Consider the following 17,434-nt stretch of genomic DNA (forward strand, 5'->3'; position numbering starts at 1 on the left):
CCATCGATGGGTCCACGGGTAGGCATTCGGCGACGCTAGAGAAGTGCTTCTGCGGCGGCGGCGGCAATGGATCTGTGTGCGATTTGGTCCCAGGAGGTCGCGTAGTAGCTCTCGAAGGGTGTGGTGGTGATCCTTTGGTGTACGCGTTCGGTGAGTGTCACGGGGTCGGTGTGGGGGGTGGTGATGATTCCGGTGATGCAGATGTCGCGGCCGTGGCGCATTTCGATCTCAGCGTGGTGTGCGCAGATCGCTGCGGACAATGCGTTGACGGCGCGGTCAGGGGTCGGTGAGTCAGACGGGACTTCGACGATGTAGAAGATGTGCCGCACCAGGGGGTGCGTGCGCAGCGGCTTCGTGAGGATGTCATGCGCTGCCCGGAGCTGACTCCGGAGCGCTTGCCGAGGGTGGTTCGTGTCGGGCACGCGGATTCCCACGATCATGGTTCGCGCCCTCCGGTTGTCGAGTGCGTCGTGATCGTAAGGAACGGGCATGGCAAGATAGGCGAGGCTGTCGAGCGAGTCGCCGTAGAGGAGCAAACGAGCCTTCCCAGACTGCGGGCCTGCCGGGGACGAGCGGGTGGTGTGTCGGATGGTGTCCATTATTTGAGGCACCTGCCTTGCCACTCCTCGTCGTCACTGCCCGGGTGGATGCGGGTGGGGTGGCTGGTGATCTGCCCGAGTGCGATCGTGCCTTCGCAGGTGAGGGCGAGGAGGTCACCGGGGGCGCAGGTCTGCGGAAGCAGCACCCTGATGGCGGTCTGCGTGTGCGGGGAGCGCAGCAGGGTCGTCTTGCGGTGCCGCGCGTTCGGGCACAGCAGGGGCAGGACGTCGAGGACGCGGGAGTCGAGGGCGGCCAGGTCGCAGTCGACCGTCAGTTCCAAGGGGTGCCGCAGCCCGCGGCGCGATGTGCGGGCGAGGATGGTGGTGACGATGACGGTGCGGTACTCCTCTCCTCGCGCCGACGCGCTGCTGGGCGCGATCAGGACACAGGGGGTGCCGCGCTGTGCTGCGAGGGCGGTGAGTGATTGCGCGCCGATGCTGATGTCGCGGTCGGCGAAGGCGGTGTCTGCGGGCCAGGGTGGGCAGTCCTCGTACAGGGCGGCAAGAGCCATCGCCCGGGACGAGATCAGGGTGTGCATGATGCTCATCGGGTCACCGCGAGTTCCCGGACCTGTTCTGCGCGTACGAAGGCTTCCTGTGGGCGTGGGCGCACGTCGCTGAGCGTGACCGCGCCGGCGCAGGGGACGGCGAGAAGGTCGCCTTGGTGGATGTCTGCGGGAAGGGTGACGATCGGGTACGGCCACGGCGCAGACCCGGTTTCGCCGGGGATGAGTTCGATGGTGGTGTTCTTCGCCGTCGACGTGCGGCCGATGAGCCGGCACTCGTCCCAGTAGGAGGCCACCCGGTCGAATCCGCAGTCGGTGAGGGCGACGCGTTTATCGGTGTCGGTGTCGACGCCGAGGGTGACCTGGAAGACCAGGACGGTGACGTCGTTGCCGATCCCCTGGGCGTGCGCCTGGGCCGGTTTCGGGTGCGGCAGGTCCCCGGTGAGTAGCGCCGGGGTGCCGGTGATGTCCACCAGTCGCCTCAGGGACACTCCGCCGATCACGACATCCGAGACCGTGGGGACGGTGTGCTCGGGCCAACGTCGGGGTTGGAGAGGGTCGGGGATGCTGCGTCTGAGGGAGGGGAGGATGGCGGTGAGGGTCATGCCTCCACTTCTACGCGGCAACCACCGGGCAGGGAACAGCCCCTCACGGAACTCATGCGCCTTCTCGGCCTGCCGCTAACAGCACCACGCAGAGGGCGCGGCCACTCGCGTCCGTGCCGTCGGCGCGCTCTGCGGGCCTGTGGTGTTAGCGGCCCGTCAGAGTCCGCCCGATCCTCGTATGGGTTCTGTTAGGACGCCTGTTTCGGGGGTGTGGGCGGGTGTTTAATCGTGAGTTGCACCCGCTGTTTCGGGTTGCGCGGCTAGTGGTCCTGCTGTCGCTTGTTATCCGAATGGAGCTTGTTGTGCTTGACATCGTCTACGTGCTGGGCGTGATCGCCTTGTTCGTCGTCGTCGGGCTGCTGGGGAAGGCGGTGGAGAAGCTGTGATCGTCTTTGAACTTCTCGCCGCCGGTCTCGGGGTCGCGGCGATCGTGTATCTCGTGTTCGCTCTCGTGAAACCGGAGCGCTTCTGATGACCTGGGTGTACGCGCTTCTCGCCCTCGCCACCGTCGCCATCATCCTGGGCATCCTGCACCGCCCGTTCGGTGACTACATGGCCTGGGTCTACACGTCCCGCAAGGACTGGAAAGTCGAACGCGGGATCTACAAGATCATCGGCGTCGATTCCAAGACCGAGCAGACCTGGCAGGCCTACCTGCGCAGCGTGCTCGCGTTCTCCGCGATCGGCCTGCTGATCGTCTACGGCCTGCAACGCCTCCAACAGTGGCTGCCGTACTCGCTGGGCCTGACGGCTCCCTCGGAGCATCTGTCGTTCAACACCGCGGCATCGTTCGTCGGCAACACGAACTGGCAGTCGTACTCGCCGGAGCTCACCGTCGGCTACACCGTCCAGTTCGCCGGTCTCGCGGTGCAGAACTTCGTGTCCGCCGCAGTCGGTATCGCGGTCGCGATCGCTCTGGTGCGCGGTTTCGCCTACCGGCGCTCAGGCACGATCGGGAACTTCTGGGTCGACCTGGTCCGCGGCACGCTGCGCATTCTGCTGCCGATCGCCGTGGTCGGTGCGATCGTGCTGATGATCGGCGGAGTGATCCAGAACTTCAACGGGTTCACCACCGTCAGCACGATCACCGGCGCCACACAGACGATCCCCGGCGGGCCGACGGCGTCGCAGGAGGTCATCAAGCTGCTCGGCACCAACGGCGGCGGGTTCTTCAACGCGAACTCGTCTCACCCGTTCGAGAACCCCACCGCGTGGACGAACGTGTTCCAGGTGCTGCTGATGCTCGCCATCCCATTCTCCCTGCCCCGCACCTTCGGGCGGATGGTGGGTGACAACCGTCAGGGTTACGCGATCGTCTCCGTGATGGCGATCCTGTACGTGGCGTCGTTCAGCATCCTCACCGCGCTGGAATCGGCCGGCATGGGCACCGCCCCCGGCCTTGCCGGCGGCGCGATGGAAGGCAAGGAGCAGCGGTTCGGGATCATCGGATCGACCCTGTTCGCCACCACCAGCACCGGCACCTCCACCGGCGCGGTGAACTCGATGCACGACTCGTACACCGCCCTGGGCGGGATGATGCCGATGCTGAACATGATGCTCGGTGAAGTCACCCCGGGCGGCGTCGGCTCCGGGATCTACGCGATCCTGATCCTCGCGGTCATCGCCGTGTTCATCTCGGGTCTGCTGATCGGACGCACGCCGGAGTACCTGGGCAAGAAGATCGGCCCGCGCGAGATCAAGCTCGCCGCGCTCTACATCCTCGTCATGCCCACCCTGGTGCTGGCCGGAACGGCGCTGAGCTTCGCGATCCCCGGTGTCCGGGAAGAGGTGGAGAACACGTCGATCTGGAACCCCGGCATCCACGGCATGTCCGAGGTTCTGTACGCGTTCACGTCCGCAGCGAACAACAACGGTTCCGCGTTCGCCGGTCTCACCGCGAACACGCCGTGGCTGAACACCACACTGGGGCTCGCGATCTTGCTGGGACGGTTCGTGCCGATCGTGTTCGTCCTCGCCCTGGCGGGCTCTCTCGCCGCTCAGGACAAGGTTCCGACCACCTCCGGCACCCTCCCCACGCACCGTCCGATGTTCATTGGGCTGCTGACCGTGGTCACGATCCTGGTGACCGCACTGACCTTCTTCCCCGTTCTCGCGCTAGGTCCGCTAGCGGAAGGGCTGATGTAAACCATGTCCACTATCACCGAACCCCGCCCGAAAACGGCGGGCACCCCCACCCGGAAGGGCGGGTTCACCTGGGAACAGGTCCGGGCCGCCCTACCCGGCGCGTTCCGCAAACTCAACCCCAAAGAGCAGTGGCGCAACCCCGTCATGTTCCTTGTCTGGGTCGGTGCCACGCTCACCACGGTCCTCGCCGTCACGGAACCGTTCATCGGCGGACCTGCCGATTCCGGCGGCACGGTCGTGCCGTGGTCGTTCACCTGGGCGATCGCGGTGTGGCTGTGGCTGACCGTGCTGTTCGCGAACCTCGCCGAGTCTGTCGCCGAAGGCCGCGGCAAAGCGCAGGCGGAGACCCTGCGCAAGACCCGCACCAGCACCATGGCTAACCGCGTCAGCGGCTACGACTCGAAGGCCGATGCCGCTGCAGAGCGGGCCGCGACCACGCAGGTGTCCTCTTCGGATCTCACGCTCGGTGATGTGGTTGTTGTGACCGCTGGCGAGCTGATCCCGGGCGACGGGGACATCGTGTGGGGTATCGCCTCGGTAGACGAGTCGGCCATCACGGGTGAGTCCGCCCCTGTGGTGCGCGAGTCCGGCGGTGACCGTTCCGCCGTGACCGGCGGCACCCGGGTGCTGTCGGATCGGATCGTGGTGCGCATCACCTCCAAGCCGGGTGAGACGTTCGTGGACCGGATGATCTCCCTCGTCGAAGGTGCCGCACGGCAGAAGACGCCGAACGAGATCGCGCTGAACATCCTGCTCGCGTCGCTGTCGATCATCTTCGTCGTCGTCGCCCTCACCCTGAACCCCATCGCGTCCTACGCGGCCGCCCCCGTGAGCGTCACCGTCCTGGTCGCGCTGTTGGTGTGCCTGATCCCGACCACCATCGGGGCGCTACTCAGCGCGATCGGTATCGCAGGGATGGACCGGCTCGTGCAACGCAATGTGCTGGCGATGTCCGGGCGCGCGGTCGAAGCCGCAGGCGATGTGACCACGCTGCTGCTGGACAAGACCGGCACCATCACCTACGGCAACCGGCGCGCCAGCGCGTTCGTCCGCCTCGGCGGGGTGCGGGAGCAGGAGCTGGTCCGGGCCGCCGCGCTGTCCTCGCTGGCCGACCCGACCCCGGAGGGCGTGTCGATCGTCGAGCTCGCCGAGCAGGAGCACGGAGAGTTCGACCGGAACACCACTGGGGAGATCGTCCCGTTCACGGCGCAGACGCGCATGTCGGGCCTGGACCTGCCCGATGGCACCCAGATCCGTAAGGGCGCCGGCTCCGCCGTGATGGCGTGGCTGGAAGAGGGCGGGAACCGGTTGCCGTCGTCGCTGGTCGCGGAGCTCGACGAGTATGTCGAGCACATCTCCCAGTCCGGCGGCACCCCGCTGGTCGTCGCCACCAAGGACGCGACCGGTGCGGGGCACCTGCTCGGGGTCGTGCACCTCAAGGACGTCGTCAAGGAGGGGCTGCCGGCGAAGTTCGCCGAGATGCGGGCGATGGGCATCCGCACGGTGATGATCACCGGCGACAACCCGCTCACCGCGGCCGCCATCGCGAAGGAAGCCGGTGTGGACGATTTCCTCGCCGAAGCCACCCCGGAGGACAAGCTCGCCTACATCCGCAAGGAGCAGGAGGGCGGGAATCTGGTCGCGATGACCGGTGACGGCACCAACGACGCGCCCGCGCTCGCGCAGGCCGATGTCGGGGTCGCGATGAACTCCGGCACGTCGGCGGCGAAAGAGGCCGGGAACATGGTCGACCTCGATTCCGACCCGTCCAAGCTCATCGACGTGGTGCGGATCGGGAAGCAGCTGCTGATCACCCGGGGAGCGTTGACGACGTTCTCGATCGCGAACGACATCGCGAAGTACTTCGCGATCATCCCCGCCATGTTCATGGGCGTGTTCCCGCAGCTCGCCGCGTTGAACATCATGGGCCTGCACTCGCCGGCCTCGGCGGTGCTTTCGGCGATCATCTTCAACGCGATCGTGATCGTGTTCCTCATCCCGCTCGCCTTGCGCGGAGTGAAGTACCGGCCCGGGAACGCGTCCAGCATCCTCGGCCGCAACCTCGCCATCTACGGGCTGGGCGGCGTGATCGCCCCGTTCGTCGGGATCTGGCTGATCGACCTGCTCGTCCGCCTCATCCCCGGCTTCTGACACACCTTCGGAAAGAAGAGAACATCATGAACACACAAGCTCGTGGAATCTGGCGCACCATCTGGGTCGCCACCCGTGCCATGGCGCTCCTGACCCTCGCCCTCGGTGTCGGCTACACCCTGCTGATCACCGGCATCGGGCAAGTCGCCCTGCCCGCCCAAGCCAACGGGTCGATCATCACCAACCAGGACGGCGACCCGGTCGGGTCGTCGCTGATCGGCCAGTCCTTCACCGACGCGGACGGCAACCCGCTGCCGGAGTACTTCCAGCCGCGGCCCTCCGCCGCCGGCGACGGGTACGACGGCGGCGCCTCCTCCGGGTCGAACTACGGGCCGGAGAACGAGGACCTGATCGCCGCGATCACCGAACGCAAAGCCCAGGTTGCGGAGTTCAACGGCGTCACCGAGGCCGAAGTCCCCGTGGATGCGGTCACCGCGTCCTCGTCGGGACTGGACCCGCACATCAGCCCCGCCTACGCGCAGATCCAGATTGACCGGGTCGCCGACGCACGCGGGATCCCCGCCGAGCAGGTACGGGAACTCGTCGCGGCACACACCCAGGGCCCGGATGCCGGGTATTTGGGAGAATCGAGGGTGAACGTTCTGGAACTGAACCTCGCCCTGGACGAGTTGGAGAACTGATCATGCCGAAACGGGGGCAGCTTCGGGTGTTGCTCGGCGCTGCCCCCGGCGTCGGCAAGACCTTCACCATGCTGGAAGAAGGGCGACGCCTCCTCGGGAACGGGAAAGATGTCGTCGTCGGGATCGTGGAAACCCACGGCCGCGCCGCGACGGCGGCGATGACCGCGGGAATCCCAGCCGTCCCGCGCACACGCATCGAACATCGCGGGGTCACGCTCGAGGAGATGGACCTGCAGGCGGTGCTGGACCGCCGCCCCGAGATCGCGCTCGTCGACGAGCTCGCGCACACCAACGCGCCCGGCTCGAAGAACGACAAACGCTGGCAAGACGTCGAAGAACTCCTCGTCGCAGGCATCGACGTCATCTCCACCCTCAACATCCAGCACATCGAATCCCTCAACGACGTCGTCGAACAGATCACCGGCGTCCCCCAGCGAGAGACCGTCCCCGACAGCTTCCTCCGCGGCGCGGAACAGATCGAGGTCGTCGACCTCGCACCGCAAGCGCTCCGCGACCGGCTCAGCGGCGGATTCGTGTACCCGGCCGAACGCATCGACGCAGCCCTGTCCAACTACTTCCGCCTCGGGAACCTCACCGCGCTACGCGAACTCGCCCTCATCTGGCTCGCAGACGAAGTCGATCAGGCGCTGAAGGGATACCGCAAAGACCACGGCATCGACAGCACCTGGGAAGCCCGCGAACGCGTCGTCGTCGCCCTCACCGGCGGCCCCGAAGGCGAGACGCTGCTGCGCCGCGGCGCGCGGATCGCGGCCCGCTCCGCCGGCGGCGAGCTCATCGCCGTGCACATCACCAGTCAAGACGGACTCCGCACCGGGAACCCGGCGACCCTTGCCGAGCAGCGTGCGCTCGTCGAAAAACTCAACGGCACCTACCATCAGGTCATCGGGGAAGACATCCCCACCGCGCTGGTGGAGTTCGCCCGTTCTGTCAACGCCACCCAGCTCGTCTTGGGTGCCAGCCGCCGTGGACGTGTCACCGCTGCGTTCACCGGACCCGGGATCGGTGCGACCGTCGTCCGTGAGTCCGGCGACATCGACGTGCACATGGTCAACCATGCCGCAGCCGGCAGACGTTTCGCCCTGCCCCCGCTGACCGGGGCGCTCACCCGCAAACGCCGCATCCTCGGCTTCGTCGCTGCGCTCCTGGGCGGGCCTGCGCTTACCACCCTACTGAGCGTGTTCCGCAGCGAGGATTCGATCACCACGGATGTCCTCAGTTTCCAGCTCCTCGTCGTCGTCGTCGCGCTCGTCGGCGGCATTTGGCCGGCCCTGTTCGCTGCGGTGCTGTCGGGGATCACACTCGATTTCCTGTTTATCGAGCCGCTGTTCACGATTCACATTTATCAGCCGCACCATCTCGCGTCCTTGATCCTGTATGTCTTGATCGCGAGCCTGGTGAGTTTCGTCGTTGACCGGGCGGCCCGGTACACCCGCGCCGCCCGCCGTTCCGCCGCCGAATCCGAACTCATCCAGACCATCGCTGGCAGTGTGCTGCGCGGAGACAACGCGATCCAAGCACTCGTAGACCGCATCCGCGAAGCCTTCCAACTCCCCGGGGTCCGGCTGATGCGCGGCGAGGACGTCCTCGCCCGGTCCGGGGAACCGCTCCCGAATAACCATCACGCCAGCATACGGATCACCGACGACACCACCTTAGAACTGCACGGTCCGGACCTTGCCGCGTCCGAGCAGCGCCTCCTTGCCGTCGTCACCGCACAACTCGCCGCAACCCTGGAACACGAGCACCTCACCGAGACAGCGAGACAGATCGAGCCGATCGCTGCATCGGATCGGGTGCGCGGCGCGCTCCTCTCGGCGCTCAGCCATGATCTGCGTCGCCCACTCGCGGCCGCGTCCGCCGCTGTCGGGGGTCTCAAAGCGGCAGGACACGACTTGGCGTCCGCGCAGAAGAGGGAACTGCTCGACACCGCCGAAGAAAGCCTCGGCGCACTCGCGACTCTGGTCACTGACCTCCTCGACGTCAGCAGGCTGCAGGCGGGCGTACTCACTATCGCGGAGATCCCGACCGATCCCGCCGAGACCATCGCGCCCGCCCTCGACGAACTCCACCTCGGCCCCACCGATGTGACCCTCGCGCTCAATCACGGTGATGCGGTCGCGCACGCCGACCCTGTCCTGCTCCAACGCGTGCTCGTCAACCTCCTCACCAATGCGCACCGCTACAGCCCGGCCGGCACCCCCATCCACGTCAGCACCAGCACGTTCGCAGACCGGCTCGAAATCCGCATCATCGACCGCGGCCCCGGCATCCCGCCTGAGAAACTGGACGACATCTTCCTGCCCTTCCAACGCCTCGGCGACACTGACAACACCACCGGCCTGGGACTCGGCCTCGCCCTATCTCGCGGATTCATCGAAGCCATGCACGGCACCCTCACCCCCGAAGACACCCCCGGTGGCGGACTCACCATGGTCATCTCCCTCCCTACGATCCGCACGAGCCAGGAGCCGTCATGAAAATCCTCATCGCCGACGACGACCCCCAGATCCTTCGCGCCCTGCGCATCACCCTCACCGCTAAGGGGTATGAGATCTTCACCGCAGCTGACGGTGCCCAGGCGATCACAGCGGCCATCGACCATCACCCGGACATCTTCCTCATCGACCTCGGCATGCCCGAACTCGACGGTATCGAAGTCATCCACGGCATCCGCGGCTGGTCCCAGGCGCCTATCCTCGTCGTGTCCGGCCGCGCCGGCGCCGCCGACAAGGTCGAAGCCCTCGACGCCGGCGCCGACGACTACATCACCAAACCCTTCGCCGTCGAAGAACTCCTCGCTCGCATCCGCGCCCTGACCCGACGTGTTCCCCAAGAAGACGCCACGCCCGTGGTGCACCTCGGCAGCGTCACCATCGACCTCGCCGCCCGCAGCGTCACCCGCGACACCTCCGAAGGGGAACGTCAAATCCGGCTGACCCCCACAGAGTGGCAGTTCATCGACATCCTCATCCGCAACGCCGGGAAACTCGTCACCCGCCAAACCATCCTCACCACCATCTGGGGCACCGAGCACGCCGAAGACACCGGCTACCTTCGCCTCTACGTCTCCCAACTCCGCCGCAAACTCGAAGAAGACCCGGCCAACCCCGCCCACCTGCTCACCGAACCCGGCATGGGCTACCGGCTCGACGGCATGACCACCTGACGCTCAGCACCCCCAGAGATGAGCATTCTCGACATCATCGGCGAAATGCTGTCCTGGATCGGCGCAATCATCGGCATCCCCTTCCTGGTCGCAACGCTCATCATCACCGCCATCGATGGTCCTCGCACCCCAACGAACGTCACCGTCGTCGAGGACCTCGATCAGCAGCGGATCGCGATATGGAGCGTGAAGGAACGCACCTATACCCGCCCCCTCACATCCCGCGATGATCTTCGCAACCACGATTCGACCACCGTCACCGGATACGTTCCCGAACGCCGGCCCGACCGACTCCACCTGCACAAACGCTCCCACCCGGAACGTCTCTGCCGCACCCTCGCAATCACCATGCTCAGCACAGCAGCAGTAGGATTCCTCGCATCTCTCCTCCCGATGGTCTGGTGACCTTACCTCGGCGCAAGCTGCACACAAACTGTTCAACGTGAGGTAGCCGTTAGGGTTCTGGCAAGCGTCATATGAGTATCGTTAGGGGTACTCGATTCTCAGACGCGAGTGCCCTTCAATTGCCAACTATGACTGGCGGTGTTCGGTGGGAAGGGCCTACGAAGCCTGCTGGTGTGCCGGCGGCGCCGGTGGGCGCGTTCTCGCCGTTGCTCGCCCGAACGCAAGTCGCGCACGCTCCAGTTGAGCCAATCGCTTTCGATTGCGTCAAGTTCATTGTCATACGGGCGGGTCGAGCTCGACTCTTCAGCGAGTTTGGCGCGCACTTTGTCAGCGTCGGTGATGTCGTTGTTCTGGCGGCAAACACTCTCTGTGGCGCTGAGCCCGACGGATGGGTAGCGACCACGACGCTCTATCTCGACCGAGACTATGTCATTGACCAAGTGTTTTGGCAGTATGCTTCACGGTTCCAGGAGCGACTCAACGCGAGCCAGTTCCTCGATACGCACTATGCGGAACCCACCCAGGTTCTGCGCATCGGAAAGCACCGGGCGGGGCTGATGATGCCGTGGCTCGACGAGTTGACTGCCTTGAGTGTCGAGGGCGTGCCTCCTGAACGTTTCTATCGGGCGCAATCGCTAGTCTCTGCCGTGTTCGATGTCTTGGTTCCGTTTCTCGTGGTCGCCAATGAGGGAACCGCTGTCGCGCGGCGAAACGCGTCGGTTCCCACCGTGCCGCGGCATCGCCTCTTCCGCCCTGTACGTCCTGAGGTGTTGGACATTGCACACTCCTTGCGTGTGGAGTTGGATCGTCATTGGACGGTGACCGAGCTCGCGGCGCGAGCGCATTTGTCGGTGTCTCAGCTGCGTCGAGTGTTCGTCGATGCATTTGGGAAATCACCGATCTCGTACCTGACGATGCTCCGTGCTGAACGAATGGCCCACCTCCTGTGCGTCGAGGATGCACCTATCTCGGACATCGCCGCCAGGGTGGGTTGGAACGACCCTGACTTCGCTGCACGTCAGTTCCGCAGGAGCATCGGCGTGTCCCCGTCGGAGTATCGCAGAATCACCAGTAGTGCTCCGGCACGCTCCAACCCTGACTGAACGCGCGTATGCCCAGGCGAAACGCTCATGTTTTGGTGCTCAGATCGTCAGGGCGCCAGCGGATGATGTAGACCGAGTTTGACCACGTCGGGTTCAGAGCTGCACCTGACGGTCGCTCACTTTTCTGTCCGTCGTCCGTCTCGATCGCGTCCCCTGACACCCTTCGCGCACCTTCTGGTCGCAGAGGTCACCCGCCGTGCACGGGTGCCTGCGGAGGGAGGACGACGATGGCAACCAGCGAAGAGGCGCGACCGGCGCGGGATGCGAAGCTCAATGCTCTGCACGAGCGACTCACCGGCGCTGTGGAGTCGTTGGTGTCGGGTGAGGACTGGAAGCAGGCACTGGAGTTCGCGGCCAGGTTCCGTGCCCGCTCGTTCAACAACACGCTGCTGATCTTCGTGCAGCACCAGAGCGCTTTCGAGGCGGGCAGGGTGCCCGAGCCGGTGCCGACGTATGTGGCGGGTTTCAAGCAATGGCAGACGCTCGGCCGACAGGTCGAGAAGGACCAGTCGGGGTACATGATCCTCGCCCCGGTCACGGGCCGGTTCGCATCGTTCACGCCGAAGGTGGCGGAGTCGTGGCGCAGGCTCGGCCGGTTCGAGAAGCCGAAACCGGGTGAGGTGATGCGGTCCCGCATGGTCGGTGTTCGCCCCGCCTATGTCTGGGATGTCTCCCAAACGGCCGGTGACCCGATCCCCACGCCGCCCTCGCCGCGGCTCCTGGAAGGTGAAGCACCTGGCGGGCTCTGGGAGGGCATCGCCCAGCTGGTGGAGGCGGAGGGGTTCACGGTGTTGCGGGTGCCGCATGAGGGCATGATCCACGGCGCCAACGGCCTCACCGACTTCGGCGCGAAGACCGTCGCGGTGCGAGAGAACATGCCCGACGCGGCACAGGTGAAGACCCTTGTGCACGAACTCGCACACGTCCTCCTCCACGGCCCAGAGAACCCGGATGCGTCGGGGCATCGCGGGATCGCTGAGGTGGAGGCGGACTCCGTCGCGTTGATGGTCGCTGCCGCTCACGGCATGGACACCTCCGACTACACGATCCCCTATGTGTCGGGGTGGGCAGCGACAGTGCCGGAGAAGTCCCCGGTGGAGGTCGTCCAAGCCACCGGCGAACGGGTGCGGAAGACGGCGGCGTCGATCCTCGATCAACTCCCGACCGAGCAGATCGCCAATGGCGACCCTCCCGGTCTGAACCGTGATGCGCAGTTCCAGAAATCTCCTGCGTCTGAGCGGGCACCCGATGCTGATCCGCTGACGGAGGAGCCGCGCCGTGTCGCAGCGAGCTCGGTGAGGAGCCTGTGATGGGCGCGATCGACGTGTTCGCTGAGGTGAACGGGATGCCACTAGCTGATGCCGCCGCGCGGTTCGCGGCTGCCGGGGTGCCGGTCTTCCCATGTGTGCCGAGCGAGAAGCGCCCGCTCGTGCGCCGAGGGTTCCATGACGCGAGCACCGACCTTCTTCAGGTTGAGGGGTGGTGGTCGAGGTGGCCGTCCGCGAACATCGGCATCCCTACCGGTTCTGCGTCCGGGGTCGAGGTCGTCGATGTCGACGTGCACCAGGCCGGCACCGGATTCCCCGCCTTCCGTGCTGCACACCGTGAAGGATACGCAGCGGCGTGGGCGGCGCTCGTGCGCACCCCGTCTGGCGGGCTGCACGTTTACTATCCGACGGGCTCTGAGCGTGTGCAGTCGTCGTGGCAGGCGGCGCGGGCGCATGTCGATTTCCGTGGCGACGGCGGCTACATCATCGCGCCACCCTCCCAAGTGCTGCGCCCCGGAGGGGTCCGGGCACCGTATCGACTGATCGTTACCTCCGGCGACACACCGGCACCGGTGGATGCGGCGCGGTTGCGCGATTTCCTGGACCCCCGCACCCCGATCCCCATTGATGGTGCTCGTCCGGCTCGGGTCAGCCAGCGGGGGCCAAACACGAGGGTGCTCGCCGGGTGGGTGGCGGGTCGTGGTGAGGGCGAGCGGAACCGTGGCCTGTTCTGGGCTGCGTGCCGCCTCGCCGAAGCCGGCACCCCGCCCGACGCAACCCTCCACGCGTTGGGGCCTGCCGCGGAGCACGCTGGGCTCGGTGCGCGGGAGATCATGGCGACGATCCGCTCCGCCTACCGCACCACCCACCCCGCACCGCGAGCTGTCACAGATTCCGGGCTAAATGAGCGTCGTCTGGTGCGCGGATCAGCGGGGCGGGTGCTGTCATGAGTGTTATCGAAACTGCCTCGCCGCGGAGTCGCCGCCTGGCGGTGGTGACGGCGATCACGGGGACGGTGTTCATCGCTGCCGGGGCGTTCTGGCTGTCGTTCACCGCGCTCGCCGATCTCGCACGCCGGTCAGGGATCGATGCAGGACAGGCATGGGCGTGGCCGCTCATTGTGGACGGCATCATTGTCGTCGCGACGGTCGCCGTCGTCGCCCTTGCCAGTCAGCGTCGCCCGACCTGGTATCCGTGGACGCTGCTGGCGACGGGTGCGGTGGTGTCGGTGACGGCGAACGCGATCCACGCAATCATCGCCGCCGACACCGACGTGCCCAGCGTGCTCGCCGCGTCTGTCGCTGCGATCCCGCCACTGGTGCTGCTGTCGATCACACACCTCACCGTCATCCTCACCCGCCCGGTTTCCGAGTCCGCCTTTCGTGCGCGTGGAGAGGACATGACCGTCAGCGCCATGCCGGACGAAGCCGCCACTGCGGATATTCCGGCGGCGCAGGAGGTGGATATTTCCGTGGTTCCTGCCAGCGAACGGCGTGCGGAGGCGACGCAGTTGCGGGAGGTGGAGGGGTGGTCGAACAAGCAGATTGCCAGGCATCTGGGCGTGCATCCCTCAACCGTGGGGCGCTGGTTCACCCCGCCCATCGGCGAGACGAAGGATAAGGCACCGTGAACGAGCATGCAGAGGTAGAGCGCACTGAGGCCCCGGAAGCCCGACACGAAGCGGCGGGCTCAGAGGCGGAGCGGTCAGCGTTCGCCGTCCACCGCGACCCCTCACTCACCACCACGGCCGGGGATGGCAGTTCGCGGGTGGGGCGCGGGATCGCGTGGGTGCGGCCGTCTGATCTGATCGCATCAAGCAGCGCACGGCTCGCGGGCCGTGGCATCGACTTTCAGGCGGAGCTCGCGCATCGGGTCCGCCGCGTCCCCGGCCAGACGTACCGTGCGACCCGGAACCGGGCACGCGACCTCCATGATCGACGTACCGCCCGAGTCGCGCCGGAGTCGTCAGTGTTCGAGTCGTTCGACGTGTTCGAGCCGCAGGATCGGCCCCGGTCGTCGTCGTGGGTTCGGCCGTCGGGGATCGGACTAGGGTGAGCCGCCGTGGACAGGCAACTGTGGGACGGCGCTGGCGGGCAGCCGGTGCGCACCTTCCTGTCAGGAGGTGCCACCATGCCACAACCCCACACCCCGCGCCGCAACGATCACCGTCGTGGGTTCGAGAACTCAGAACGACTCCGCGAACTCCTCACTCGCCTTCACATCGCAGGTCCTGACGCCTGGCGGAGTGATCCGGAGGTGGCGGCGCTCATGCAGCACGCCGCCCAGAAATACGCCGCCCTCGCCCGCAAACACGGGCTCGACCCGTGGGAAGCCGCGGGTGCGGCGTTCGAGGCGATGCGCACTGCCGCTGTCCGGCGGGCGGATGACCCGTGGGCGGTGATCACCCGGGCCGTGCAGATCACCTGCATCGCCGAGAACCGCGCCAACGGGCTGCTCTGCTCCGTGCACCAGGCACGCCGGCCCCGGTACTCGAGTTTCCATGACGCGGAACGGTTCTCCGACCGGGAGAACCCCCTCACCGACTACCACCCCGCGTTCCACGCTGACCCGTTCGCCACCGACGACGATGAAGCGATTGAGGAGCCGGTGTGCACGGGTGTGGAGTCCGCTCTTGAAGACACGATCGCGTTGCTGTGTTGGCACGGGTGGGAGCCGGAGATCGCGCGGGCCGCAATCGAGTGCGTCTGTGCGCGCCTCACCGAGTCGGTATCGCGGGCGGGCGCGTATGAGTCGCTGCGGCGGGATCGTCACGCCCGTGCGCTGCTCGACATCCCCGCACCTTCCTGGTACCGGCTACTGCGGATCATCCTCGGCGCACCGGATAGGCACCTGACCGGCACCAGTGCGGGTCGGGGCGTGCTGTTGCGGCTACTGATCGGTGAATCGTTGCAGCATCTCATGGACGATGCCGAGCTCGGCGCAGCGATCAAGGTTGCCGCCCCTGGCGTCATGCGAGGCCGGCCATGAGCGAGCCAGGACACATCGAGCTGGAACGGTCGGTCGCCTCAATCTGGGCCGGCCGACGGCACCGCGAGGACTACGGCGACGTCGACGCCCTGATCGAGTCGATCGTGCGGGATGGGCTGTTGCAGCCGATCACGATCACCCCCGACGGGATGCTGATCTGCGGCGCCCGACGTTTGGCTGCGATCCGCAAGCTCGGGTGGAAGACCGTGAACGTGTGGGTGCGCTCCGGCATCTCCACCACCCTGGGCCTGCTCCTCGCAGAGCAAGACGACAACCTGCTCCACAAGCCCCTCACCCGCACCGAAGAAGCCACCCTCTACGCCGAGCTGAAAGCACTCATGGTCGAGGAAGCGGCAGGCCGGCAGGAAGCGTCACGGTTCACCTCCAACCAAGAAAACCCCAGGTCACACGGTGCCGCCACCGTGGCGGCACCGCAGAAGGGCGACACGCGGCAGCAAGCGGCACTCATGGTCACTGGCCGCAACGCCTACACCTCGCTGGAACGCATCAACGACCTGCAACGCCTCACCGCTGACCCCGCCGAGACAGAGGATGTGCGCCAGCGAGCACAGGAAGAGCTCGACCGGATCGACGCGGGCGGGTCGATCACCGGCGCGAGGCATCGCATCCGCGCCGCCCAGGCACTCGCCGAACTCGACACCCTCGCGGGCGACCCCGCGCAACCCGCCCGTATCCGCGATACTGCCGCAGCCGGCGCCGCCCGCCTGCGAGAACTCGAACACACCGCAAGACCCGCTGACCTGGAACGGCTGGCTGAACTCGCCGTCGAGCGCGCGAAGACCGCGACTAAGAAGCGTCCCGCACAGCTCGCGAAGGCGCGGCTCCATGCGGTGGAGGAACCCGCGCGTGAGTTCTTGCCAGTGCGGTCGTTCGTCTACCTCTGGGATGAGCTCTCCACCTGGTCCGAACGCTACGACCCCGACATGATCGGCCCGGCATTGTCGGATGAGCAGTGGTCGATGTTCGAGAACGCCGTCGCCGCCACGATCACATTTCTCGATGCCGCACGTGTGGCGCGGAACGCGCGTCGAGACACCGCCTGAACCCTCCGGTGAGCTCAGCGTTGCTGAGCGGTTTGGTGCACCTTCCTGGTGATCCGTATTCGCCCGGAAGGACACCAGGATGGAACCCACCGCTCGCCGCCGTACCGTGCTCATCGCCACTATCGCCGGCGGTCTGATCCTCATCCTTCTCGTCGGTGTGGGCGTGTACGGCCTCATCCGCGGGCCGCAGCCCACCGAGTCTGATGACACGGTGCCTTCGGATCAGCCGACTGCGACCTCTCCCGTCGCCGAGCCTGCCGGCCCGGAGCCGGTGATCGGATTGGGCGGACCGGAGGAGTTCGCGGTGGCGGTCGCGGAGGCGTTGTTCACCTGGGACACGAGCAGCGGGTACGGGCCGGCCGATTACGCGCAGATGCTCGCCGATGTCACCGCCGACAGCGAGGCCGACGCGGCAGCCTCCGACGTGCGCACGTATCTGCCGACACCGGAGGCATGGGCGCAGCTCCGCACGCACCAGACGAGGCAGTGGCTCACCGTCGACACGATCGAGATCCCGGATGCGTGGGAGGACGCCGTCGAGCAGGCCGCGCCGGGGCAGATTCCGGATGGTGCGGTCGCGTACACGATCACCGGCACCCGTCACCGCACCGGCTACTGGGTCACCGACCCCGTCACGACGACCCATGATGTCGCGTTCACGGTGTTCCTCACCTGCACCCCCGAACGAAACCCGGCTCCGGCGCCAGCCGATCCGATCATCGAGAACTGTGCGCTGTTGCGGCTGTCGCAGCTCGACAACCCGCTGCGGTGA

At 66.5% G+C, this 17,434-nt stretch carries 17 protein-coding genes; 14 read left to right on the forward strand and 3 right to left on the reverse strand.

Annotated features, from left to right (window positions below; translation table 11 throughout):
* Positions 1-35 precede the first annotated feature (35 nt).
* Genes ACN0TP_RS09410 through ACN0TP_RS09420 form a run of 3 tightly spaced genes read right to left on the reverse strand, consistent with a single transcriptional unit; the run spans position 36 to position 1,710 of the window.
* On the reverse strand, positions 36-599 hold the full coding sequence (locus ACN0TP_RS09410; RefSeq protein ID WP_417218595.1) for a hypothetical protein: 564 nt from the start codon (positions 597-599) through the stop codon (positions 36-38).
* Positions 599-1,147, reverse strand: coding sequence for a hypothetical protein (locus ACN0TP_RS09415; protein ID WP_417218596.1), 549 nt, complete (start codon positions 1,145-1,147; stop codon positions 599-601). The genes ACN0TP_RS09410 and ACN0TP_RS09415 overlap by 1 nt, the downstream gene beginning before the upstream one ends.
* Positions 1,144-1,710: a hypothetical protein gene (locus tag ACN0TP_RS09420; RefSeq protein ID WP_417218597.1), complete on the reverse strand. Its 567-nt coding sequence runs from the start codon at positions 1,708-1,710 to the stop codon at positions 1,144-1,146. Before ACN0TP_RS09420 ends, ACN0TP_RS09415 begins: the two co-directional genes overlap by 4 nt.
* Positions 1,711-2,092: 382 nt before the next feature.
* On the opposite strand from ACN0TP_RS09420, the gene ACN0TP_RS09425 reads away from it, so the two are divergent.
* From ACN0TP_RS09425 to ACN0TP_RS09490, 14 genes are all read left to right on the forward strand, one after another.
* Positions 2,093-2,182, forward strand: a complete 90-nt coding sequence (locus ACN0TP_RS09425; protein WP_035731468.1) for a potassium-transporting ATPase subunit F — start codon at positions 2,093-2,095, stop codon at positions 2,180-2,182.
* Positions 2,182-3,855, forward strand: a complete 1,674-nt coding sequence (gene kdpA, locus ACN0TP_RS09430; RefSeq protein ID WP_100814273.1) for a potassium-transporting ATPase subunit KdpA — start codon at positions 2,182-2,184, stop codon at positions 3,853-3,855. Before ACN0TP_RS09425 ends, kdpA begins: the two co-directional genes overlap by 1 nt.
* 3 nt (positions 3,856-3,858) lie before the next feature.
* Entirely contained in the window at positions 3,859-6,006 is a 2,148-nt protein-coding gene (gene kdpB, locus ACN0TP_RS09435; RefSeq protein ID WP_191902620.1) for a potassium-transporting ATPase subunit KdpB, read from the forward strand.
* A 26-nt stretch (positions 6,007-6,032) separates the two neighbouring features.
* On the forward strand, positions 6,033-6,647 hold the full coding sequence (gene kdpC / locus ACN0TP_RS09440) for a potassium-transporting ATPase subunit KdpC (RefSeq protein WP_417218598.1): 615 nt from the start codon (positions 6,033-6,035) through the stop codon (positions 6,645-6,647).
* A gap of 2 nt (positions 6,648-6,649) precedes the next feature.
* A complete protein-coding gene (locus tag ACN0TP_RS09445) occupies positions 6,650-9,145 on the forward strand; it encodes an ATP-binding protein (protein WP_417218599.1) in 2,496 nt (831 codons plus the stop codon).
* Complete coding sequence (locus ACN0TP_RS09450; protein ID WP_191902617.1) at positions 9,142-9,834, forward strand: response regulator; 693 nt, start codon at positions 9,142-9,144, stop codon at positions 9,832-9,834. The genes ACN0TP_RS09445 and ACN0TP_RS09450 overlap by 4 nt, the downstream gene beginning before the upstream one ends.
* Positions 9,835-9,852: 18 nt before the next feature.
* Positions 9,853-10,239 (forward strand): hypothetical protein, encoded by a 387-nt coding sequence (locus ACN0TP_RS09455; RefSeq protein ID WP_417218600.1) that lies wholly within the window; start codon positions 9,853-9,855, stop codon positions 10,237-10,239.
* A gap of 173 nt (positions 10,240-10,412) precedes the next feature.
* On the forward strand, positions 10,413-11,342 hold the full coding sequence (locus ACN0TP_RS09460) for a helix-turn-helix transcriptional regulator (RefSeq protein WP_417218601.1): 930 nt from the start codon (positions 10,413-10,415) through the stop codon (positions 11,340-11,342).
* Positions 11,343-11,569: 227 nt separating this feature from the next.
* Complete coding sequence (locus tag ACN0TP_RS09465) at positions 11,570-12,652, forward strand: ArdC-like ssDNA-binding domain-containing protein (RefSeq protein WP_417218602.1); 1,083 nt, start codon at positions 11,570-11,572, stop codon at positions 12,650-12,652.
* The gene (locus ACN0TP_RS09470; protein ID WP_417218603.1) at positions 12,652-13,560 is read left to right on the forward strand and encodes a bifunctional DNA primase/polymerase; all 909 of its coding nucleotides are present in this window, start codon (positions 12,652-12,654) and stop codon (positions 13,558-13,560) included. The genes ACN0TP_RS09465 and ACN0TP_RS09470 overlap by 1 nt, the downstream gene beginning before the upstream one ends.
* On the forward strand, positions 13,557-14,240 hold the full coding sequence (locus ACN0TP_RS09475; protein ID WP_417218604.1) for a DUF2637 domain-containing protein: 684 nt from the start codon (positions 13,557-13,559) through the stop codon (positions 14,238-14,240). The genes ACN0TP_RS09470 and ACN0TP_RS09475 overlap by 4 nt, the downstream gene beginning before the upstream one ends.
* Before the next feature lie 500 nt (positions 14,241-14,740).
* Positions 14,741-15,598: a hypothetical protein gene (locus ACN0TP_RS09480; RefSeq protein WP_417218847.1), complete on the forward strand. Its 858-nt coding sequence runs from the start codon at positions 14,741-14,743 to the stop codon at positions 15,596-15,598.
* A complete protein-coding gene (locus tag ACN0TP_RS09485; RefSeq protein ID WP_417218605.1) occupies positions 15,595-16,662 on the forward strand; it encodes a ParB N-terminal domain-containing protein in 1,068 nt (355 codons plus the stop codon). The genes ACN0TP_RS09480 and ACN0TP_RS09485 overlap by 4 nt, the downstream gene beginning before the upstream one ends.
* A gap of 79 nt (positions 16,663-16,741) precedes the next feature.
* Positions 16,742-17,434 (forward strand): hypothetical protein, encoded by a 693-nt coding sequence (locus ACN0TP_RS09490; protein ID WP_417218606.1) that lies wholly within the window; start codon positions 16,742-16,744, stop codon positions 17,432-17,434.

This window comes from Arthrobacter sp. (assembly GCF_048266065.1).
Classification (GTDB): domain Bacteria; phylum Actinomycetota; class Actinomycetes; order Actinomycetales; family Micrococcaceae; genus Arthrobacter_H.